Source organism: Nocardioides sp. NPDC006273, from assembly GCF_040613495.1.
Taxonomy (GTDB): Bacteria; Actinomycetota; Actinomycetes; order Propionibacteriales; family Nocardioidaceae; genus Nocardioides.
This window is the reverse complement of sequence record NZ_JBEXSD010000024.1, coordinates 37,505-58,059: the sequence shown is the minus strand read 5'-3', so window position 1 is coordinate 58,059 and position 20,555 is coordinate 37,505. Positions and strand designations below refer to the sequence as shown.

Sequence of the window (20,555 nt, the reverse complement as noted above, 5' to 3'; positions counted from 1 at the left end):
AGCGTCAGCGAGCGGCAACAGATGTCAGGCCAACGCGTCCGTATTCTCGCGCTTGCGCTACGGAGGCGGTGGCATGACTCTCACCGAGACGCCTGTCGGCTCGTCAGAGCCGCAAGGCCCGATGCGCACCCCTCGCGAGCAGGTGCGGCGCGCGCTTCTGCTGGCCGGGATCCTGCCCGTGGTGCTCGGGCTCGCCTTCCTGGCGAAGGTGATGTTGATGGGCCATCACGACCGAGGCGGTAGCGACGCCTGGGACGCGCGTGATGCCGCGACCGCGATGGAGCACTACTCGGCCAACCGCGACCTCAACCTCCTGCAGCCGTGGATCGCCCACTTCGACGCCGGCAACGCGGCCTTCCTGCTCGGCGAGAACGCCCGCGCGATCGCCTACTACCGCGACGCGCTGGAGCGGGTGCCCGAGGAGCACGAGTGCACCGTACGTATCAACATGTCGCTGACCCAGGAGGCGATCGGCGACCGTGCCCGGGACACCGGCGACCAGCCCGGGGCGAAGGCTGCCTACGAGGCGGCGCTGACCACGTTGCGGGAGGGCGACTGCCCCACCGACGCAGGCCAGGGTCCCGAGCAGTCCCAGCAGGGCGAGTCCGTGGAGGAGCGCCTGAAGGAGAAGCTGGTCCCGAAGATCCCGATCAACCCCAACGAACAGGACGAGCAGCCCGAGCAGCCGCAGAAAGAGGACGAGAAGGAGGACAAGCTCGACCAGCGCAACGGCGCCGGCGAGGAGTACCGGCGCGACGACGAAGACCTCGACGACTACGGCGGGTTCAGCGATGAGCCCCAGTGGTGAGGCCCGACCGCCACTAGCGCATGAGCGTCTGCGACGGGAGCTCCTGGAACTGCGCCCGGTACGCCTGCGAGAATCGGCCGAGGTGGAAGAAGCCCCACTGGGCGGCGATCTCGGTGACCGAGGTCGCTCGCGCGTCCGCGGCGAGCAGGTCGGAGCGGGCCCGATCCAGCCGCGTACGACGCCAGTACTCCAGCGGGGTGGTGCCGAGGTCGCGCTGGAACGCCTCCTGCAGCGTGCGGGTGGAGACGCCGACCCTCTGGGCGAGGTCAGGCACCTTCCAGGGGCGCTCCGGGTGGGCCTCGAGAAGGTCCACGGCCATGCGTACGGCCCGGGAGACGCTGGGTGAGGCGGTCGCGGAGGCGACCTCCAGAGACGTGTTGGGCTGCACCGTGAGCAGCCCGCCGATGAGCGCCTGCTCATAGGGGGCGGCGACCAGCGGCGAGCTCATCAGCGAGCCGCCGGCCTCGACGTTGTCGTAGGCGAGCCGCACCATCTTCATCCAGTCGCGCACCTCGGGACGACCCAGGTCGAGCGTGGGGTCGAAGACCACCGGTCCGGATCCGCCGATGCCCGCGGCCGCCTCCTCGACGGCGCTGCGCCGGATGTAGACCTGCAGCTTCTCGCAGCCGTCGGACCAGAGCATGTCCACGGGCTCGGTCGGGGAGCCGATCGAGGCGCGAGTGCGGTCGGCGAGGACGACCTGCTCACCGACCTTGACCTTGGCGGTGCCGGCCAGCGGGAGCTGGATCAGGTAGAAGTCCTCGAAGGTGCCGGGGGTGATGCGTACCTCGTCGCCGTAGCGCATGTAGTTCAGCATCACGTCCTCGCCCAGCGGCGCGGCGTTGTGCACCATGTCGAGGTGGGACCCGGCCTTGGTCAGCGCCAGGTAGTGGGCACAGAATCGTTCGGCTACGGCTTCTCTGGCCTGGTCCACGTCGGTGGTGGCGACGACGGTGTGGCGGCCCAGCAGGGGACGGGGCAATGGGGGCTCCTGGCGCGTGGCTCGATTGACCGAAGAGCGTAGCGGAGCCGGCGCCGTGGCAGCGCGGCCACAGCGCAATCACCGTCTAAGGTCCCGGTCCCGGTCCAGGGGCTAACGAGATGCCGGTCCCCACCCATGAACACCGGCATCTCGCCGTATTAGCTCCTCGCTGCCAGCAACTCCCGGAGCCTGGGAGTGACGGAGGCGTACGCCTTCGGGTTGATCGGCAGCAGCCACTGCGCAGCCTTGGTCCGCTTGCTGACATCGAGACCGACGTCGCTGAGCACCTCGTCGATGTTGTGCATCGAGAACGGGATGATGTTGGTGCCGCGAGCGTGGTGGCCGTCGGTGCGCTCCCGCAACCACGCGACCCGCGAGGCCACGTGCGCCTCCATCTCCTCCGCCGGCGGGACCTCGTGGCCGCCGCCCAGGTAGGAGCCGATCCAGACGGCGCTCATCTCGGCCGACAGCGGCGAGAAGAACGAGGAGTTGTAGCCGGCGAAGGTCAGGTCCTTCACGGTCAGCGGGAGGATCTGCCGGTAGAGCTGGTAGTCGCCGTTGTCGTCGGTGAGCTGGTCCTGGATCTCCGCCGGGAAGAACGGCAGCTCCTGCTTGAAGCCGGTCGCGGTCACCACGACGTCGGCGGGCAGTGCCCGGCCGTTGGCCAGCTCGGCGTACGCCTTGCCGTCCTTGCTCACGAACGTGGCGATCTCGGTGTCGCGCTCGACGGTGATGTCACCGGCCTCGACGCCCTCGAAGAAGCCTTCGGTGGCCAGCGAGACCGTCGATCGGGCGATGTCGGTGAACTGGCCCTTCGGCAGCAGCCCGAGCTTCTTCAGCTTGAGCTGGCCGCTGGTGACCGACTCGACGCTGCCGATCATCGAGCCCGCCATCTTCGAGCCGCCCGCGTGCAGGACCTTCTCCGGCCCGCGCACGCTCTGGTAGGGGAACAGCCCCTCCCCCAGTCGGGTCAGCAGCAGCATCTTGTAGTTGAGAACGCCCTTGATCTTTCGGGGCATCTTCCACAGCAGCTGGCGCGCCACCACGGTGGTCGAGGCCGCTTCCTTGGCGATCTCGACGGCGACGTCACAGGCCGACTTCCCGTAGCCGACGACCACGACGTCCTTGCCCCTGACGGTCTCCAGATCGTGCAGCTCGCTCGCCGCGAGGATCCTGCCGCCGGCGGCCTCGAGCTCGTCGACCCCGTCGTACGCAGGGGTGAACGGCTCCGAGAAGACGCCGCTGGCCACGATCAGGTGGTCGTAGTGCTCGGTCGTCTCGCCGTCGATCCCCACCGCGGAGCTCGGCGCGGAGGTAATGGCCCAGCCGCCCCCTCCAGCCGGCTGGGCCTTACGCACCTCGGTGTCGAGCCTGATCATCGAGGCGAGCTCGAACTTCTCGACATACATCTCGAGGTAGCACTGGACCTGCTCGCCACTGAGCCACTCGGGGAACACCTTCGGCATCCTCAGATCCGAGAGCGTGTAGGAGTCCTTGTTGTTCTGCGTCGTCAGGCCTGGGTAACGACGGGTCCGACTCCAGACGCCGCCGATGTCCGGCGCCTTCTCGTAGACGGTGACGTCATGACCGAGCTCAGTGAGCACCTTCGCCGAGGCGATGCCGGCGAACCCGGCGCCGATGACCGCGATCTTCACTTTTCGTTTCCTCTCGCAGTGGGGCTGCGTAGTGGAAACGCTAGAGAGGTCGACGGGCGCCCGCTATCCGCGTCGCGCGGCTGATATCCAGTTAGCGCGACGGGTTCGTCACTGGGTCGGTCTCAGCCGCGCAGCAGCTTGTAGGCGATGACCGCTGCAACCACCACAGCGGCTCCGACGGCGATCTTCTTGCCGTAGTTCTTCACCAGCACCGGCATGACCGTCGCACCCAGGTCGAGCGCCTCGGGCGCCCTGCTGGTCGAGCCTGTCGAGACCCCAGCACCCCCGCTGGTCGAGCCGCCGGAGCCGCTATGCGACCGAGGCGAGGGCGGCGGAGGCGTGTCGAGACCAACAGAGTCGCTGTCGGCGCTCGATGGGACTGTGTTGGTCTCGACACGCTCGCTCATCCGAGGGCCTGAACGAAGTGGCCCTCGACCAGCGGAATCACCGTCGGGCTCGACCAGCGGGGCGGCAGCCGGAGCGGACTTCTGCTCCAAGCACGCGACGAACTGACCGAGGAGCTTGTCGGAGACGTCCTGCATGACGCCGCGACCGAACTGGGCCGGCTTGCCGGTGACAGCCAGGTCGGTGACGATCTCGACCTTGGTGCCGGCGCCCTCCGACGCCATCGTCAGGGTCGCGTTGGCGCCGGCGGTGCCGTTGCCACGCTTGTCCCGCCCCTTCGCCTCGACGACCAGACGCCGGGAGACCTCGTCCTTCTCGACGAAGGTGCCGGAGCCGGCGTAGACCATTGCGATCGGGCCGAGCTTCACCTTCACCGTGCCGGTGAAGGTGTCGCCCTCAACCGAGGTGACCTGGGCTCCCGGGAAGCACTCGGCCATGGAGCCGATGTCCAAGAAGCTGTCCCAGGTCTCCTCGACCGAGGTCGGAACCGTGAACTGGTGCGTCAGATCCACGCCTCAGCCCCCGAGCGCCTGGGTGATGGCCCGCCGGGTGAGCACCGTGACCAGGTGACGCCGGTAGTCGGCGTCACCGTTGAGGTCGGCGGGCGGGTCAGCACCCTCCGCGGCCCGGGCCGCGGCGCTGCGTACGACCTCCTCGGTCGCCTGCTGGCCGACCAGCGCCTGCTCGACGCCGGTGGCACGCAACGGGGTCGACCCCATGTTGGTGAGCCCGACCGCTGCCCCCTCGATCACACCGCCGGAGACCTTGAGGGTCGCGCCGACCGCGCAGATCGGCCACTGGTGCGCGACCCGAACGAACTTCTCGTAGTGGGCCGTCCATCCGGTGTGCTTCGGGATGCGTACGCCGGTGAGCAGCTCGTCCTCGGAGACCGCGGTCTCGAAGAGGCCCTGGAAGAACTCGGTGCCCGGGACCACCCGCTCCCCGCCCGGTCCGGCGATGACGAACTCGGCGCCCAGGGCGAGTGCCGGGGCTCCGAGGTCGCCCGCCGGGTCGGCGTGGGCGAGCGCGCCACCGAACGTGCCGCGGTGGCGCACCTGCTCGTCGGCGACCGTCGCCGTGGCTCGCGCGACCAGGGCCGCATGCTCGGCGACCAGAGGATCGGTCGCGACATCGCAGTGGCGCGTCATGGCACCGACGAGGATCGAGTCCCCCTCGTCGCGTACGCCGCGGAGCGAGTCGATGCGACCGAGGTCGATGACCCACTCCGGGGCGTTGAGGCGCATCCTCAGCACCGGCAGCAGGCTCTGCCCGCCGGCGATCACCTTGGCCTCGTCGCCGTACTGCGCGAGCGCGGCCAGCGCCTCCTCGACGGTGGTCGGGGCGACGTAGTCGAACGATGCGGGAATCACTGGACGTCTCCTTCTGTGCGGTCGACGTTCCCGGACATGCCCGTCGACGGATCGAAGTGTGCGGCGGCGGCACCGGTGGTCTCGCCACCGGCCGAGCCCTCGTTGATCGCCCGCCACACCCGCTCCGGCGTGCAGGGCATGGTCACGTCGTGCACGCCCAGCGGACGCAGCGCGTCGACGACCGCGTTGACCACCGCCGGGGTGGAGGCGATCGTCCCGGCCTCACCGACGCCCTTGGTGCCGAGCGTGTTGGTCGTCGCGGGTGAGGTGGTGTGGTCGATCTCGAAGCTGATCGTGTCGGCAGCGGTCGGCAGCAGATAGTCCACGAACGAGCCCGACACCAGCGTGCCGGCGTCGTCGTAGACCGCCTCCTCCCACAGCGCCTGGGCGATGCCCTGGACCAGGCCACCGTGCACCTGACCTGCGACGATGAGCGGGTTGATGATGTTGCCGATGTCGTCGCAGCAGACGTACTTCCGCATCTTCACCTGCCCGGTCTCGGTGTCGACCTCCATCGCGCACAGGTGCGTGCCGTGCGGGAAGTTGAAGGCTTCCGGGTCGAAGGTGGCCTCGGAGTCGAGGTTGGCCTCGACCCCGTCGGGCAGGTTGTGCGCGGCGAAGACCGCCGTGGACAGCTCGCCGATGGACATGCCCTGGTCGGTGCCGCGCACCGTCCACCTGCCGCCGGTGAACTCCATGTCGTCAACACTGGCCTCGAGCAGGTGGGCCGCGATCGGCTTGGCCTTCTCGAGCACCTTGTCGGCCGCACGCACCAGCGCCTCGCCACCCACGACCAGCGACCTGGACCCGTAGGTGTCATAACCCTTGGCCGCGATCTGGGTGTCCCCGTGGAGCACCTCGACGTCCTCGAAAGCCACGCCGAGGCGGTCTGCCACGATCTGGCTGAAGGCGGTCTCGTGCCCCTGACCGTGAGCGCTGGCGCCGGTGATGACCTCGACCTTGCCGGTCGGCGTCAGGCGCACCTGGGCGTGCTCCCAGCCGCCGGCGCCGTAGTCCAGGCTGCCGAGGACTCTGGACGGTGCCAGACCGCACATCTCGGTGAAGGTCGAGATGCCGATGCCGAGCTGGACCGGGTCGTTGTTGGCCCGCCGCTCGGCCTGCTCACGACGGAGCTCGTCGTAGCCGAACATCTCCTTCGCCTTGGCGGTCGCCGCCTCGTAGTTCCCGGAGTCGTAGGTCAGGCCCGCGATGGTGGTGAACGGGAACTCCTCGTGCTTGATCCAGTTCTTCTCCCGGATCTCGAGCGGGTCGACCCCGACCTCGGCGGCCAGCTCGTCCATCAGCCGCTCGATGGCGTACGTCGCCTCCGGCCGTCCTGCACCGCGGTAGGCGTCGGTCCAGGTGGTGTTGGTGAAGACCGTCTGGCAGTTGAACTGGTAGGCCGGGAACTTGTAGATCGCGTTGAACATGAAGGCGCCGAGCACCGGGACACCGCCGCCGACGATGGCGACGTACGCCCCCAGGTTGGCGTCGAGCTCGACCTTGAGGCCGGTGACCTGACCGTCCTTGGTGGCCGAGAGGGTCAGCTTCTGGATCTGGTCGCGGCCATGGTGAGCGGCTAGGAGAGACTCCGAGCGGGTCTCGGTGTACTTCACCGGCTTGCCGAGCCGGCGGGCGACCGCGAAGACGATCATCTCCTCCGGCGTCTGCTGGAGCTTGCCGCCGAAGCCTCCGCCGACGTCGGGCGCGATCACCCGGATCTTCGACTCGGACACGCCCGTGGTCGCCGCCAACGCGAACCGCAGGATGTGCGGGATCTGGGTGGCGCTCCACACCGTGATCTGCTCACCGGTCGGGTCGCACACCACGCTGCGGGGCTCCATGAACGCCGGGATCAGGCGCTGTTGGCGGTAGGTCCGCTCGATGAGGATGCCGTCGCCCTTGGCGGAGGCGATTGCCTCATCGACGTTTCCGCCGGTGCCGGCCTGGGCGCTGTCGAAGACCCACAGCGCGGACTTGTTGGTGCCGAGGTCGGGGTGCGCGAGCACCTCGTCCTTGACCGCCTCCTCGAGGGAGACGACCGCGGGGAGCTCCTCGTAGTCGACCTCGACCATCTCGGCGGCGTCCCGGGCGGCGGCCGCGGACCGGGCGGCCACGATAGCGACGATCTCACCGGCGAAGGTGACCCGGTCGGAGGCGATCGGCGGGTGGGCCGGCGTCTTCTGGTCGGGCGTGATCGGCCAGGCGTTGATGCAGACGCCGAGGCTCTCGTCGAAGTCCTTGGCGGCCAGCACGGTCACCACGCCCTCGGACTCCTCCGCGGCGCTGGTGTCGATGCCCGTGATCCGGGCATGGGCGAAGGGGCTGCGCACCATGGCCAGGTGCAGCATCCCGGGCAGGTTGATGTTGTCGGTCCAGCGGGTCCGACCGGTGATCAGGCGCGCGTCCTCCTTGCGGCGCCGGTCGCGGCCGATCTCGAGCGTCTGGTCCGGACGTGTCTCGGTGGCGGTCACAGCGCGTTCACCTCCGTGCCCGCGGCCTGCTGAACCGCCCGGACGATGTTGTGGTAGCCCGTACAGCGGCACAGGTTGCCCTCGATGCCCTCGCGGATCTCATCCTCGCTGGGCTGAGGGTTGCGCTTGAGCAGGTCGACGGACTGCATGATCATCCCGGGGGTACAGAACCCGCACTGGAGACCGTGACACTCACGGAACGCTTCCTGCACCGGGTGGAGGTCGGTCTCGACCGTGTCGGCGAGGCCCTCGATCGTGGTCACCTCACACCCGTCGGCCTGCACCGCGAGCACGTTGCACGACTTCACCGAGTCGCCGTCGAGATGGACCGTGCAGGCGCCGCAGTTGCTGGTGTCGCAACCGATCACCGTGCCGGTCTTGCCGAGTCCTTCGCGCAGATACTGCACGAGCAGTGTCCGCGGTTCGACGTCGTCGGTGACCTTCATACCGTCGACGCGCATGCTGATCCGGGCCATGTTGTCTCCCTGCCAGACGTCACTGTTCTAGTTGAAACCGTGTGGGCCAGATCACAGTAGAACGCGCAGGGTTGGGCACCGGTTGGCTGGCTATCGACTGGCCGCCAACCGCGCCCTGAGCAGCGGCAACGCCGGGTGGGCGCTGCCGCCCAGACGGCGCAGACAGACGTCGACGACCTCGGTGTCGTACGGAGCCAGCTCGCTGTAGCTCAGCACCGCGTCGGGCTGCGGGTCGGCGATCAGCGCCTCGCGCAGCGCGACCGCGACGTACTCGGCCATCTCGGCCAGCGCCGGGCTGTTGGTGCCGGGCAAGAGATCACCGCCGTACGCCTCGACGGCAGCGGCCACCCGGCCGTGCCGGATCAGGGCGAGGACCTGCTCGACGTCGGTCACGACCGGCATCAGCAGGCGGTAGGGGCGGGAGGCGACCTGGCCACCCAGGGCGTGGCGCAGGTGGGAGACCTCGGCCTTGAGCGTCGAGAAGGTGACCGCCTGGTCGCCGTAGACCATCGCGTGCAACCGCTCGAGCGAGAGGCCCTCGGGGTGGAGCGCGAGCAGCGCGAGGATCTCGGTCTGGCGGCGGTTGAGCAGCAGCCGCTTCCCGTCGAGCCAGGTCTCCGCGGTGCCGAGCAGCGTGAGCACCAGGCCGGGCTGCTCGATCGCCTCGTCGCCTCCTCGCTGGGTCGGCAGCTTCGGCAGCGCTCCCTCGATCAGGCGCGCCATCACCCGGGCGGTGGCCAGGCCGATCGGGTGGGTGCGGTCCCACGTGGTGGAGAGGTCGAGGACGCCGAGGTGCTTGCCGGTGACCGGGTCGTGCAGCGGCGCCGCCCAGCAGACCCAGTTGTGCACCGCCTCGGCGTAGTGCTCGGGTCCGAAGACCATGGCCGGAGCTTCGGTGCGGTTGGCGAGGTCGAGCGCGTTGGTGCCGGCCGACCGGTCGTCCCAGCGCCCTCCGGGCACGAAGTTCACCGACTCGGCCTTGTGGCGCATCACCCGGCCGCCGTAGGTCCACAGGACCCGGGTGTCCGGGTCGGTGATCGCGATGACGAGATCACCGTCGTCGGCGGTGCACCGCAGCTCCTGCTCGACCCGCTCGACGGCCACCTGGAGCGGCGAGTCGCGCCACATCTCTCGGGTCTCGTCCTCGTCGGCCAGCGGCGCCTCGCGGACGTCGGGCGTGATGGCCGTCGCAGAGCGCGTCCAGCTCGACAGGATCTCCGGCCTGACGAAGTCCTCAGCGGCATCGCCGCTCTCCACGAAGGCGGTCCACGCCCGCGCCGCGCTGATGCGGCGCTCCTGCAGATCGCTACGAACCATCACTCCCCCTTTGGAGCTCGGCCCTCGAGACTGGGTCCTGCCAACGTAGCACCCTGTGACGTGCCTCACGATCCCCTCCGTGGTACCCGGGCACACCTGCTCCGTACACGCTTCGGCCACAAGCCTCACGGCGGGCGCGCGCCGGTGTCAGAGTTGGTGCATGGAGACACGCACCGCGACGACCAAGGCCGACTTCGAGACCGCGGCCAGGCTGCAGGTCGACTTCAACACCGAGTACAACTACCCCGTCCCGCCCGCCGACGAGCTCGCCGGGCACCTGAGCCGGCTGGTCGAGAACGGGGACACGACCGTGATGCTGATCGGCGAGCCGGCGGTGGGCCACGGCATCACCCGCTTCCGCGTGCAGACCATGGCCGACGAGCTCGAGGCCTACCTCGCCGAGCTCTACGTCGTGCCCGACCGCCGCGGCCAGGGCCTCGGCACCGTCCTGCTGCAGGCGATCATCGACGAGGCGAAGGCTCGTGGGGCGACGAACATGGATCTGGGGACGAGCGAGGACGACAAGTCAGCCCGGGCGCTGTACGAGAAGTTCGGCTTCGACAACCACGAGGGCCGCGGCTCCGGGCCGCGGTCGCTCTTCTACGAGAAGGAGCTGTAGAGCTCGTGCTCAGCTCGGCGTGCTGACGGTCAGGCCGGGGCGCTTCGCTGCGGTCCGTCGTACGACAGTCCGCGAGCGATCGCGTGGAAGAGCATGGCGAGGACCAGGATGCCGGCGCAGACCAGCGCCACGACCGCCACCGACGTGCTCTGCGACAGCTGGATCTGGCGGAGACCGATCGCGCCCAGTGCCCAGGCGCAGGAGATCAGCAGCTCTCGCAGGTTGCGCTTGAGCAGAAGCGTCAGCAGAGCGGCGGTGAGCACCACCATCACCACGATCGTGGCCAGCGGGCTGACCGTCACATCCTGCGAGTCGAGGTAGGTCGCGATGTTGACGATGCTCGCCGCGGTCACCCATCCCGTGTAGAGCATCAGCGGCAGCCAGACCATGAGGAAGTCCTTCGTGGACGGCTGGGTCGTGCCCACCCCGAGGCGCCACAGCGCGGCATAGAGCGTTGCGGTGAGAGTCAGCAGGACGACGACGGAGAGCCCGACCCATTCCCGCACGAAGACGTAGGTCCACAGCCCGTTGCAGATGCTGGCGACGATGAAGAGCGGCCCGAGCTCTTGCGGAACGTCATTGTCGTCGCGAGGCTCACGAAGATCCCTCGCCTGGTAGACCACGAAGACGATCAGCAGCAGGTAGATGGGTGTCCAGATCGAGAACGCGTACCCAGCCGGGGTCAGATACGTCGCGTACTTGTCCGAGATCTCACCGATCGCCGGCAGATCGAGAATCTGTGCACCGGTCAGGAAGTTGGCCACCAGCGCAAAGAGGAGGGCGAGGACATTTCCGAGCTGCCATGTTCTCTTCACCCTTCGACCGTAGCAAAGCCATCGTGGCCCGTTTGTAGATGCACTGAGGGTTTTTTGTGTCTTTCTAACGCTCTTCGTGGATCCGTCCGGCGGTGGTCGCCAGGCGCTCGCCGCTGCCGCCCCAGCGGCCGGCGATGATCTCGGCGGCGATCGAGATGGCGGTCTCCTCCGGCGTACGGGCGCCGAGGTCGAGGCCGATGGGGCTGCTCAGGCGGGCGATCTCCTCGTCGGTGAGGCCGGCGTCGACCAGACGGGCGAGGCGATCGTCGTGGGTGCGGCGGGAGCCCATCGCACCGACATAGGCGATGTCGGGGAGGCGGAGGGCGACCTCGAGGAGAGGTACGTCGAACTTCGGGTCGTGGGTGAGGACGGCGATCACGGTGCGCTGGTCGATGCGGCCGGCCTCGACCTCCTGGTTGAGGAAGCGGTGGGGCCAGTCGACGACGACTTCGTCGGCCTCGGGGAAGCGGGAGTTGGTCGCGAAGACCGGGCGGGCGTCACAGACGGTGACGTGATAGCCGAGGAACGCACCGACGCGAGCGACGGCGGCAGCGAAGTCGATCGCGCCGAAGACCAGCATCCGGGGCTTGGGCGCGAAGGACCAGACGAAGACCCGCATGCCCTCACCTCGGCGCTCGCCGTCGATGCCGTAGGAGAGGGTCTGGTTGGTGCCCTGGGCCAAGAGCCCGAGCGCGTCGTCGTGGACGGCGTCGTCCATCCGGGCGCTGCCGAGCGACCCCTTGACCCCCTCGGGGCGGATGAGGACGCGGCGCCCGAGGATCTCGGGGTCGGGGTGCTCGATGACGGTCGCGAGCGCGACCGGGCTGCCGCTGCGTACGTCCTCGGCGAGCTCGCCGAGCTCGGGGAACGTCTCCTTGGACACCTTCTCGACGAAGACGTCGAGGATGCCGCCGCAGGTCAGACCGACGGAGAAGGCGTCGTCGTCGGAGACGCCGTAGCGGTTGAGCTCCGGGACCCCTGACCCGGCGACCTCGCGGGCGACCTCGTAGACGGCACCCTCGACGCAGCCGCCGGAGACCGAGCCGACCGCGGTCTCGTCGGGGCCGACGAGCATCGAGGCTCCCGGCGGACGGGGCGCCGACTGGAAGGTCGCCACCACCGTGGCGACCGCCACGGTCTCGTCGGACTCCCACCACGTCATCAGATCGTCGAGTACGTCACGCACGCGCGATCACCTCCACCAGATCCTCGTACGTCGCCAGCGAATGTCCGGCGACGAAGTCGTCCACATGCGGCAGCACCGCGACGATGCCTCGCTGCAGCGGTTCATATCCAACCTTGCCACGGTGTGGGTTGACCCACACCACCCGATGCGCGAGACGATGCAGCCTCGCCGTCTGCTCCTCGAGAAGGGTCGGGTCGCCGCGCTCCCAGCCGTCGCTCGCGATGACCACCACGGCACCCCTGGCCAGCCCCTGGTGTCGCTGCAGGAACGCCTGCAGGTTGTCACCGAGGCGGGTCCCGCCCGACCAGTCAGGCACCGTCTCGCCTGCCGCGGCGAGTGCTCGGTCGGGGTCGCGGTGGCGCAGTGCGCGAGTGACGTTGGTGAGCCGGGTCCCCATCGTGAAGACCGCGCCGCCCCTGGTCGTCGAGCTCGTCGAGACCACCCGGTGGGCGACTCGCAGCAAGACGTCCGCATAGGCGCTCATCGACCCGGACACGTCGATCAGCAACACGACTCGGCGCGGCCGCTCGCCACGCCTGCGGTAGTGGATCCCGGCCGGCTCACCGAGGTGTCGCAGGCTGGCCCGCAAGGTGCGATGGGCGTCGACCCGCCCTCGCCGCCAGGGATCCTGCCGCGGGGTCCGTCGTCGCGGGGCTCGCGGGCGGAGGCGCGCGATCAGCGCGGCCACCCGCTCCTGCTCGGCCGGGTCGAGATCGGCGACGTCCCGGTGACGCAGGGTCTCCAGGTCGCTGGCGCGCGCCCGGACGACCTCGTCGGGGCCCTCCGCGGCCTCCTCCCCCGGCTGCGGCTCGGTCTCGGGAAGGGTGGAGAAGACCGAGACCGTACGCGGCGGCCCCTGCGGCTTCGGCAGCGTCGTCGTCGACCCGAACCAGGCCTCGAAGACCTGGTCGTAGCGGCGCAGGTCGTCCGGACCGGCGCACAACGTGGCCCTTCCCGCCCGGTAGGTCGCGACCGGGTCACCGGCGCCGACGATCGCCGTCGCCTGCAGGAACCCGTGGGCGCGGTCCTGGGTCACCGAGATCCCCGCTGCTCTGAGGGCTCGGGTGAAGCCGAGCAGGATCGCGGGGCCATCGTTGCGCGAGTCGGCTGTGTTGGTCTCGACACGGACTCGCTGGCGCTCGTCCGGATCGACCGACGATGCCCCGCTGGTCGAGCCGCCGGAGCCGCTAGGCGGAGGCGTGTCGAGACCAACACAGTCGCCTTCGTGACCGCTCATGCCAGCAGCCGGTCCAGGGCGATCCGGACGCGGTCGGCGTCCTCCCGGTGCTTGACGAGCGCGCCGATCGTGGCCGCGGCGCTCTCCAGGTCCATCTCGGTCGAGCCGAGGTGGTGCAGGGCGCGCGCCCAGTCGAGCGTCTCGGCGACTCCCGGCGGCTTCAGCAGCGCGCTCGCGCCCTCGGCGCTGCGTAGCTGCTGGACCACGGTGACCACCTGGCGGGCGAGCTCGTCCGCGACCTCGGGGGCTCGGCTGCGTACGATCTCGATCTCGCGCTCCAGCCCCGGGTGGTCGATCCAGTGGTAGAGGCAGCGGCGCTTGAGGGCGTCGTGGAGCTCGCGGGTGCGGTTGGAGGTGAGCACGACGATCGGCGGGACCACGGCCGCCACCGTCCCGAACTCCGGGATCGTCACCCGATACGTCGACAGCACCTCGAGCAGAAACGCCTCGAACTCGTCGTCGGCCCGGTCGACCTCGTCGACGAGCAGCACCGACGGCGACTGGCGCAGCGCGGCCAGCACGGGTCGGGCGAGCAGGAACCGCTCGTCGTAGAGGGACTTCTCGGCCTCCTCGACCTCGGCCGTGCCACCTGTCGCCTCGAGCGCACGCAGATGCAGGATCTGGCGGGCGAAGTCCCAGTCGTAGAGCGCCTGGCTGGCGTCGATCCCCTCATAGCACTGCAGCCGCACCAAAGGCAGGTCCAGCGCCTCGGCGACCGCCTCGGCGAGCGCGGTCTTGCCGGTGCCGGGCTCGCCCTCGAGCAGCAGCGGCCGCTGCATCCGCAGCCCGAGGAAGGTCACCGTCGCCAGCTCCGGATCGGCCAGGTAACCCGTCGCCGCCAGCCGGTCGGCGATCATCTCGGGCGTCAGCGACTCCATGCCCCTCAGCGTAGAGCGCGTGTCGTTGGTTGGTGGTTGGGTGGCGGACGGCGGGGTAGTCCGGTAGCGAACTGCCCATATACCGGCGAGTAATAGGCAGGTCGCTACCGGACTACCCCGGCAGCGCCCGTCACCGACTGTCGACGTCCCGCCCACCAGCCAGGTCGCCGCACTCCACCACGCGTAAGTCGTGGGACCTCAGGTAGGCCCGGGCGCCTTCGTCGCCGACCGCGGCTTCGATGACCCCGGCCCAATGGTCGCGGCCGATCAGCACCGGGTGGCCGGGGACGCCCGAGTACGCCGCACGCGCCAACGCTCCAGTGACCGAGCTCGTCGAGGTGACCACCCGGGCAACCACGTCGGGGCCCACATCAGGCAGATCGACGAGATGGACGACGACCGCGTCGACCTGCTCGCCCAACGCCCGCAACCCGGCCCGCAACGAGACGCCCATCCCCTCGTCCCAGTCCTCGGCGAGGATGACCTCCTGATCGGCGGGGAGCAGCGCCCTGGCTTCGTCCGCAGACGCTCCGAGCACGACGAGCACGTCGTCGCAACCACCCTGGCGCAGCACCTCGATCGACCGGACCAGCCAGTCGTCGACGAGTGCCTTGGGCCTACCCATCCGCCGGCCGGCGCCGGCGGCGAGCAGCAGCCCCGCGATCATCTGCCCGTCACTTGAACGCGGAGGTGTACAGCTTCTGCAGCTTCGCGCTCTTGACGTCGCTGTAGCCGCAGCCGATGACTTTGCCATCGCCCTTGGCCGCGACCAGGTAGTCCTTGCCCTTCTCGAACTCGGGCATCGGGATCGTGCTCGGCGCCGGCAGGATGATCCGGACGGTGTCGGTGCCGCCGACGCCATCGGCGTACATCCACGTCTTCACCCGCAGGACGGCCTCATCCTTCTTCATGCTCTCCACGGTGCCCTCGAAGGCCAGCGCGGCGTTCTGCGAGAGCCACTTCGAGGTCGGCGGGAGGCAGCGGGCGGCGTCCGCGACGACGGTCAGCTCGGTCGCCCCCGCACCTCCGGAAGAAGCCGATGCCGACGGGACCGGCGCGGTCTCGGTGACCGTCGCGGTCGGCGACGGAGGTGCGGCAGCGGGGTCTTCGGCGGTGTCGTCGGAGCCCAAGAGCCCGAACGAGGCGACGATGGCGACGAGCACGACCGCGGCAGCTCCGACGGCCGCCACCCAGCGCCATGGCGACCGCGGCTGCTCCATCCCGGTGTTCGGTCCGACGTCCTGGCTCATGCCAACATCATGCCTCATCGTTGGGTGCCGTCCAGGGACCCGGTTGACACCCTCAAGTTGGCACACACGCAGGCGGGGCCCTGGCTTCGATCAGCCCTGACCCCGCCCGCCGCTGCAGAACTTCACCCGGATGTCTCCTTGGGCTTCAAAGCCCCCCAGATCCAGACGCTTCCCCGCAGTCGGCCACTGTGTGTGGAGGACCCATGCTCCGCCACCGGGGTGCTGTCGAGACAGTGTCGAAAGTCCCCAGATCGATGGACCTATCGACTCATTCTCGGTGCCCGTGGGCTCAGGCCAGATGACGATCGAGGAACCCGAGGACCCGACGGATGGAGAGGTCCCACTGCGGCCCGAAGGCATGCTGCTCCCCTTGGTAGACCCACAGTCGCTGACGTACGCCCGCGGTCTCCATCAGGTCCCGGGTCGTGTAGGCCCATCCGATCGGGCAGGACTCATCATCGGTCCCGTGGTGCATCTGCACCGGGACCTCGATGCGGTCGAAGTACGTCCGGGCCGACAGCCCCTCCCAGAACTCGGGCTGCTGCTCAGGATCGCCGTGCTGCCGGTAGAGCCGGGCGACCTCGTCTGGCCGCGACGGCACCGCCCACCGGTTGATGTTGTCGACGATGTCTGAGGAGACCGATGCGTACGTCACACCGGCCCGCACCAGGTCCGGCTGGGCGACGAGCGCGTTCATCACCACTCCCCCGCCCATCGAGCGGCCGAGCAGCGCGGTGCGGTCGGGGTCGACGTACGGAAGTCTCTTCATCGCCTGGACCGCGTTGATGGTGTCCCGGGTGTAGCCCAGTCGGCTCTCGTCCTCCTCGGTGCCCTCCGGGATGGACGATGACCCGGCGTGGCCGCGGTAGTCGGTGTGCAGGACGACGTAGCCCTCCCGCGCCAGCCGGTCCTGCTCGCGCCGAAGGCCCTGGCCAGTGACGTAGATGTCGGTGTCGATGTGACCGTGCGCGAAGACCACGCCAGGGAACGGCCCCGCCCCGCGCGGCCGGAAGAGCACGCCGGTGATCGTGAGCGGGCCGCTCGGATGGCTGACCTCGAAGCGCCGGTAGGCGTCCGTGCTCCCCGACTCCCGCAGCACCTTCACCTGACCGCCCGGGAACTCTTCGCGCATCAGCTGCGGGAGCGAGACCTTGTCGGTCACCGGTGGCAGCGACTCGGACGGGGACGGAGAGGGTATGGCCGGGCTCGCCGAGGCCGACGGTGTCGTTCCAGGAGACGACGGCGCAGCGGCCGGCTCACCGCCGCATCCAGCGAGCAGCACGGCTGAGATCGCCAGCGCCGACATCGCCTTCGGGCTCATGCCGTCGAGAGTAGCCGGGCGGCCGAGACCCCGGTCTGTAACGTCGGGAGCGCCAGGATCCAAGAGGAGACATGAGCACACCAGAAGCGGACGTCGGACGGATCGGCGATGATCCCGATGCATTCGAGGCGTTCTACCGCGAGCACCTCGATCTTGTGCAGCGCTTTGTGGCCAGACGGGTCACCGACCCGCACCTGGCGGCGGACCTGACCGCCGAGGTGTTCCTCGCCGCGATCGACGCGGCCACCTCCTACCGGGCCGACCGCGGCGCGCCCGCCGCGTGGCTCACCGGCGTCGCCCGCAACGTGGTCGCCGCCGAGTTCCGCCGCCAGAAGAAGGACAAGGACGTCGTACGCCGCATCGCCGGCCGCCGACTGCTCGACCCCGACTCACTAGCAGCGATCGAGTCCCGGATCGACGCCGCGCGCGAGGCGCGGCGCCTCTATGACGCCTTGGCGTCCCTGCCACGCCGCGACCGGGCGCTGATGGAGCTGGTCGCCGTCGACGGGCTCACCGTGACCGAGGCCGCCGACGTGCTGGGGGTGAAGCCGGGCACCGCGCGGGTCCGGCTGCACCGCAGCCGCGCCCGGGTCCAGTCACATCTCATTCCCCTGGAGGTCCAGGCATGAACACCTTCGAGCAGTCCTTGCTCACCGAGCTGCGCGATCACGTCGCCACTCCCACCCCGACTCCCGTCCGCTCCGCCCGAGCCCGGCGGGCGCGCCGGTGGCGCTGGGCGGCCCTGCCAGCCGCGGTCGCCGCTTCCGCCACCGCGGCCGTCGTCGCCGTGTCCGGGCCGACCCCGGCGTACGCCATCGACGAGTCCCGCGACGACATCGTCGTGACCATCTACCGCCTCGACGACGCTGCGGGCCTCGAGCAGGCCCTCCACCAGCACGGGGTCGCCGCCGAGGTCGACTACGACTCCGGCGCCTCCGTGTCCGTCGGCGACGACGGCGGCAGGTCGCTTGACACCGGCACCGGACCCGAGCAGGGCGAGCGCCAGCAGGAGAGCGATTCGACCGCCGACGGCCCCGGCGACGACTCGGCCCCGAAGATCGAGGCCATCCTGAGCGAGGAGGATGCCTTCACGATCCGCCTCGACCGCGACTCGATCCCGGAGGATCAGGTGCTCCACCTGAGCACGATGGGCTCGGCCGACGACGGTCTGGCCGCTCTGCGGATCGCCTGGTTCCCATCCTGATCTGACACGTCGAGGTCGAAGATCAGGTAGTCCCGGACGGACCAGCCCCTCTGCTCTCGAGCAATGGGCCGGAACGTCCGGGACTACCTTCAGCCGATACGAAAGAGGGCCCCTCCCGAAGGAGGGGCCCTCTTTGTGCGCTAGCGGGACGGACTCAGAAGCCCATGCCGCCCATGTCGCCCATGCCACCGGTCGGGTCGCCACCAGCGGCGGCCTTCTCCGGCTTGTCGGCGACGACTGCCTCGGTGGTGAGGAACAGCGCGGCGATCGACGCGGCGTTCTGCAGCGCCGAGCGGGTCACCTTGGCCGGGTCGATGATGCCCGCGGCCAGCAGGTCGACGTACTCACCCGTGGCGGCGTTGAGGCCGTGGCCCTGCGGGAGGCCGGCGACCTTCTCCGCCACGACGCCGCCCTCGAGGCCGGCGTTGATGGCGATCTGCTTCAGCGGGGCCGAGATGGCGGCCTTGACGATCGAGGCGCCGGTGGCCTCGTCGCCCTCGAGCTCGAGCTTCTCGAACGCGACGGCGGCAGCCTGGATCAGCGCGACGCCACCGCCGGCGAGGATGCCCTCCTCGACAGCAGCCTTCGCGTTGCGAACGGCGTCCTCGATGCGGTGCTTGCGCTCCTTGAGCTCGACCTCGGTGGCCGCGCCGACCTTGATGACGGCCACGCCGCCGGCCAGCTTGGCGAGGCGCTCCTGGAGCTTCTCGCGGTCGTAGTCGGAGTCCGACTTCTCGATCTCGGCGCGGATCTGGTTGACCCGACCCTCGATCTGACCCTGGTCGCCCGAACCCTCGACGATGGTGGTCTCGTCCTTGGTGATGACGACCTTGCGGGCCTGGCCGAGCAGCTCGATGCCGGCGGTCTCCAGGGAGAGGCCGACCTCCTCGGAGATGACCTGGCCACCGGTGAGGATGGCGATGTCCTGCAGCATGGCCTTGCGGCGGTCACCGAAGCCCGGAGCCTTGACGGCGACGGACTTGAAGGTGCCCTTGATCTTGTTGACGACCAGCGTCGAGAGAGCCTCGCCGTCGACGTCCTCGGCCAGGATGACCAGCGGCTTGCCGGTCTGCATGACCTTCTCCAGGACCGGGATCAGGTCCTTGACGCTGGAGATCTTCGAGTTGACGATCAGGATGTACGGGTCGTCGAGGACGGTCTCCATACGCTCCGGGTCGGTCACGAAGTAGGCCGAGATGTAGCCCTTGTCGAAGCGCATACCCTCGGTCAGCTCGAGGTCGAGCCCGAAGGTGTTCGACTCCTCGACGGTGATGACGCCTTCCTTGCCGACCTTGTCCATCGCCTCGGCGATGATCTCGCCGACGGTGGAGTCAGCAGCGGAGATCGAGGCGGTAGCAGCGATCTGCTCCTTGGTCTCGATGTCCTTGGCCTGGGCGAGCAGCTGCTCGGAGACGGCGTCGACGGCCGCCTCGATGCCGCGCTTCAGGCCGGCCGGGTTGGCACCCGCGGCGACGTTGCGCAGGCCCTCGCGGACGAGCGCCTGGGCGAGAACGGTCGCGGTCGTCGTGCCGTCACCGGCGACGTCGTCGGTCTTCTTCGCGACCTCCTTGACCAGCTCGGCACCGATCTTCTCGTAGGGGTCCTCGAGCTCGATCTCCTTGGCGATGGAAACACCATCGTTGGTGATCGTGGGGGCACCCCACTTCTTCTCGAGCACTACGTTGCGGCCCTTGGGACCGAGGGTGACCTTGACGGCGTCGGCGAGGGTGTTGAGACCCTTCTCCAGACCCCGACGGGCCTCCTCGTTGAAAGCGATGAGCTTCGGCATTGCTCCTGCGATCCTTCACTTGGGAAGTTCGTTGGATCCGGTCCGATGGGTTGCCCGCGACGGACGACGTCACTCCCGGCAGAACCCTTCCCTGCCGCTCGCGACGCCTCAACGTCACCGGTCCGGTTTGTTGTCACTCTCATGGTAAGAGTGCCAGATTCATGTTTAGCACTCGACCCCAGAGAGTGCAAGAAAATGGGGCCCGATCAGAGTCGTTTCGCGAGCTCGGCGAACTCCAGATCGTCACGCAGTGGAAGGCCGAAGCGCTCGTCGCCGTAGGGGAACGGCTCGAAGCAGCCCGTACGCCGGAACCCCCGCCGCTCGTAGAACGCGATCAGGTCCTCGCGCTGGCGGATCACGGTCATCCGGATCTCCTCCGCACCCCAGTCCCGCGCGATCTGCTCGGCCTCGGCGATGACGGCCTTACCGACACCGGCTCCCTGGAGCTGCGGCGAGACGGAGAACATGCCGAAGTAGACGTACGCCTCGCGCTTCTGCAGCTGGCAGCAGGCGACGATCTCGCCCGGACGCTCGGCCCCCGGATGTGTCTCAGCCTCGGCGACGAGGAGGCGGGATCCCGGGGCGGTGATCACCTCGCGTACGCCATCGGCGTCGGTGCGCTGGCCGGCGAGCAGATCGGCCTCGGTGGTCCACCCGGCCCGGGAGGCGTCGCCGCGGTAGGCCGACTCGATCAGCTCGACCAGGGGGTCCACGTCGGAGAGGTTGGCGTCACGGAAGGTCAGCTCTGGCATGCTCACAAATTACGCCA

20 protein-coding genes are annotated in these 20,555 nt (G+C 69.2%); 4 read left to right on the top strand and 16 right to left on the bottom strand.

All coding sequences use genetic code 11. The features are described from left to right. The first annotated feature begins 73 nt into the window (after positions 1-73). Complete coding sequence (locus ABZZ22_RS12745; protein ID WP_354931564.1) at positions 74-808, top strand: tetratricopeptide repeat protein; 735 nt, start codon at positions 74-76, stop codon at positions 806-808. A gap of 13 nt (positions 809-821) precedes the next feature. Here the strand turns inward: ABZZ22_RS12745 and ABZZ22_RS12740 are convergent, their stop codons facing one another. The 7 genes from ABZZ22_RS12740 to ABZZ22_RS12710 form a co-directional block, all read right to left on the bottom strand. Beyond that, positions 822-1,790, bottom strand: coding sequence for an AraC family transcriptional regulator (locus tag ABZZ22_RS12740; RefSeq protein WP_354931561.1), 969 nt, complete (start codon positions 1,788-1,790; stop codon positions 822-824). Between the two features lie 158 nt (positions 1,791-1,948). Continuing rightward, positions 1,949-3,445 carry an NAD(P)/FAD-dependent oxidoreductase gene (locus ABZZ22_RS12735; protein ID WP_354931558.1) on the bottom strand — a complete coding sequence of 499 codons (1,497 nt, stop codon included), beginning with the start codon at positions 3,443-3,445 and terminating at the stop codon, positions 1,949-1,951. Between the two features lie 122 nt (positions 3,446-3,567). Next, a complete protein-coding gene (locus tag ABZZ22_RS12730) occupies positions 3,568-4,362 on the bottom strand; it encodes an SRPBCC family protein (protein WP_354931555.1) in 795 nt (264 codons plus the stop codon). Positions 4,363-4,365: 3 nt separating this feature from the next. Continuing rightward, the gene (locus tag ABZZ22_RS12725; RefSeq protein WP_354931552.1) at positions 4,366-5,220 is read right to left on the bottom strand and encodes a xanthine dehydrogenase family protein subunit M; all 855 of its coding nucleotides are present in this window, start codon (positions 5,218-5,220) and stop codon (positions 4,366-4,368) included. Then, a complete protein-coding gene (locus ABZZ22_RS12720) occupies positions 5,217-7,694 on the bottom strand; it encodes a xanthine dehydrogenase family protein molybdopterin-binding subunit (RefSeq protein ID WP_354931549.1) in 2,478 nt (825 codons plus the stop codon). Before ABZZ22_RS12720 ends, ABZZ22_RS12725 begins: the two co-directional genes overlap by 4 nt. Next, complete coding sequence (locus ABZZ22_RS12715) at positions 7,691-8,170, bottom strand: (2Fe-2S)-binding protein (protein WP_354931546.1); 480 nt, start codon at positions 8,168-8,170, stop codon at positions 7,691-7,693. Before ABZZ22_RS12715 ends, ABZZ22_RS12720 begins: the two co-directional genes overlap by 4 nt. 90 nt (positions 8,171-8,260) lie before the next feature. Beyond that, a complete protein-coding gene (locus ABZZ22_RS12710) occupies positions 8,261-9,487 on the bottom strand; it encodes a transcriptional regulator (protein WP_354931543.1) in 1,227 nt (408 codons plus the stop codon). A gap of 160 nt (positions 9,488-9,647) precedes the next feature. Between ABZZ22_RS12710 and ABZZ22_RS12705 the strand changes: the two genes are divergently transcribed. Beyond that, positions 9,648-10,106 (top strand): GNAT family N-acetyltransferase, encoded by a 459-nt coding sequence (locus ABZZ22_RS12705; RefSeq protein ID WP_354931540.1) that lies wholly within the window; start codon positions 9,648-9,650, stop codon positions 10,104-10,106. A 29-nt stretch (positions 10,107-10,135) separates the two neighbouring features. Here ABZZ22_RS12705 and ABZZ22_RS12700 read toward each other — a convergent pair whose 3' ends face one another. The 7 genes from ABZZ22_RS12700 to ABZZ22_RS12670 all read right to left on the bottom strand — a co-directional run bounded on the left by ABZZ22_RS12700 (position 10,136) and on the right by ABZZ22_RS12670 (position 16,793). Continuing rightward, positions 10,136-10,921: a hypothetical protein gene (locus tag ABZZ22_RS12700; RefSeq protein ID WP_354931537.1), complete on the bottom strand. Its 786-nt coding sequence runs from the start codon at positions 10,919-10,921 to the stop codon at positions 10,136-10,138. 64 nt (positions 10,922-10,985) lie between these two features. Then, positions 10,986-12,107 carry an XdhC/CoxI family protein gene (locus ABZZ22_RS12695; RefSeq protein ID WP_354931534.1) on the bottom strand — a complete coding sequence of 374 codons (1,122 nt, stop codon included), beginning with the start codon at positions 12,105-12,107 and terminating at the stop codon, positions 10,986-10,988. Beyond that, positions 12,100-13,344: a VWA domain-containing protein gene (locus ABZZ22_RS12690; RefSeq protein WP_354931531.1), complete on the bottom strand. Its 1,245-nt coding sequence runs from the start codon at positions 13,342-13,344 to the stop codon at positions 12,100-12,102. The genes ABZZ22_RS12695 and ABZZ22_RS12690 overlap by 8 nt, the downstream gene beginning before the upstream one ends. Further along, on the bottom strand, positions 13,341-14,222 hold the full coding sequence (locus ABZZ22_RS12685) for a MoxR family ATPase (RefSeq protein ID WP_354931528.1): 882 nt from the start codon (positions 14,220-14,222) through the stop codon (positions 13,341-13,343). Before ABZZ22_RS12685 ends, ABZZ22_RS12690 begins: the two co-directional genes overlap by 4 nt. Before the next feature lie 130 nt (positions 14,223-14,352). After that, positions 14,353-14,889, bottom strand: coding sequence for a nucleotidyltransferase family protein (locus ABZZ22_RS12680; RefSeq protein WP_354931525.1), 537 nt, complete (start codon positions 14,887-14,889; stop codon positions 14,353-14,355). Between the two features lie 7 nt (positions 14,890-14,896). Then, on the bottom strand, positions 14,897-15,472 hold the full coding sequence (locus tag ABZZ22_RS12675; RefSeq protein WP_354931522.1) for a hypothetical protein: 576 nt from the start codon (positions 15,470-15,472) through the stop codon (positions 14,897-14,899). 289 nt (positions 15,473-15,761) lie between these two features. Further along, a complete protein-coding gene (locus ABZZ22_RS12670) occupies positions 15,762-16,793 on the bottom strand; it encodes an alpha/beta fold hydrolase (RefSeq protein ID WP_354931519.1) in 1,032 nt (343 codons plus the stop codon). 71 nt (positions 16,794-16,864) lie between these two features. On the opposite strand from ABZZ22_RS12670, the gene ABZZ22_RS12665 reads away from it, so the two are divergent. Together ABZZ22_RS12665 and ABZZ22_RS12660 are read left to right on the top strand one after the other, a co-directional pair. Continuing rightward, a complete protein-coding gene (locus tag ABZZ22_RS12665) occupies positions 16,865-17,422 on the top strand; it encodes a sigma-70 family RNA polymerase sigma factor (protein WP_354931516.1) in 558 nt (185 codons plus the stop codon). Then, entirely contained in the window at positions 17,419-17,997 is a 579-nt protein-coding gene (locus ABZZ22_RS12660) for a hypothetical protein (RefSeq protein ID WP_354931513.1), read from the top strand. Before ABZZ22_RS12665 ends, ABZZ22_RS12660 begins: the two co-directional genes overlap by 4 nt. A gap of 154 nt (positions 17,998-18,151) precedes the next feature. On the opposite strand, the gene groL is transcribed toward ABZZ22_RS12660, so the two are convergent. After that, positions 18,152-19,786, bottom strand: coding sequence for a chaperonin GroEL (gene groL / locus ABZZ22_RS12655; RefSeq protein WP_354931510.1), 1,635 nt, complete (start codon positions 19,784-19,786; stop codon positions 18,152-18,154). A 206-nt stretch (positions 19,787-19,992) separates the two neighbouring features. Next, positions 19,993-20,538, bottom strand: a complete 546-nt coding sequence (locus ABZZ22_RS12650) for a GNAT family N-acetyltransferase (RefSeq protein ID WP_354931507.1) — start codon at positions 20,536-20,538, stop codon at positions 19,993-19,995. Between the last annotated feature and the right edge of the window lie 17 nt (positions 20,539-20,555).

What these genes read in the sequence shown, in the direction of transcription:
- ABZZ22_RS12745 (WP_354931564.1), top strand. Translation starts at nt 74, where the DNA reads ATGACTCTCACCGAGACGCCTGTCGGCTCGTCAGAGCCGCAAGGCCCG.
- ABZZ22_RS12715 (WP_354931546.1), bottom strand. Translation starts at nt 8,170, where the DNA reads ATGGCCCGGATCAGCATGCGCGTCGACGGTATGAAGGTCACCGACGAC.
- ABZZ22_RS12710 (WP_354931543.1), bottom strand. Translation starts at nt 9,487, where the DNA reads ATGGTTCGTAGCGATCTGCAGGAGCGCCGCATCAGCGCGGCGCGGGCG.
- ABZZ22_RS12705 (WP_354931540.1), top strand. Translation starts at nt 9,648, where the DNA reads ATGGAGACACGCACCGCGACGACCAAGGCCGACTTCGAGACCGCGGCC.
- ABZZ22_RS12690 (WP_354931531.1), bottom strand. Translation starts at nt 13,344, where the DNA reads ATGAGCGGTCACGAAGGCGACTGTGTTGGTCTCGACACGCCTCCGCCT.
- ABZZ22_RS12685 (WP_354931528.1), bottom strand. Translation starts at nt 14,222, where the DNA reads ATGGAGTCGCTGACGCCCGAGATGATCGCCGACCGGCTGGCGGCGACG.
- ABZZ22_RS12680 (WP_354931525.1), bottom strand. Translation starts at nt 14,889, where the DNA reads ATGATCGCGGGGCTGCTGCTCGCCGCCGGCGCCGGCCGGCGGATGGGT.
- ABZZ22_RS12675 (WP_354931522.1), bottom strand. Translation starts at nt 15,472, where the DNA reads ATGAGCCAGGACGTCGGACCGAACACCGGGATGGAGCAGCCGCGGTCG.
- ABZZ22_RS12670 (WP_354931519.1), bottom strand. Translation starts at nt 16,793, where the DNA reads ATGAGCCCGAAGGCGATGTCGGCGCTGGCGATCTCAGCCGTGCTGCTC.
- ABZZ22_RS12665 (WP_354931516.1), top strand. Translation starts at nt 16,865, where the DNA reads ATGAGCACACCAGAAGCGGACGTCGGACGGATCGGCGATGATCCCGAT.
- ABZZ22_RS12660 (WP_354931513.1), top strand. Translation starts at nt 17,419, where the DNA reads ATGAACACCTTCGAGCAGTCCTTGCTCACCGAGCTGCGCGATCACGTC.
- groL (WP_354931510.1), bottom strand. Translation starts at nt 19,786, where the DNA reads ATGCCGAAGCTCATCGCTTTCAACGAGGAGGCCCGTCGGGGTCTGGAG.
- ABZZ22_RS12650 (WP_354931507.1), bottom strand. Translation starts at nt 20,538, where the DNA reads ATGCCAGAGCTGACCTTCCGTGACGCCAACCTCTCCGACGTGGACCCC.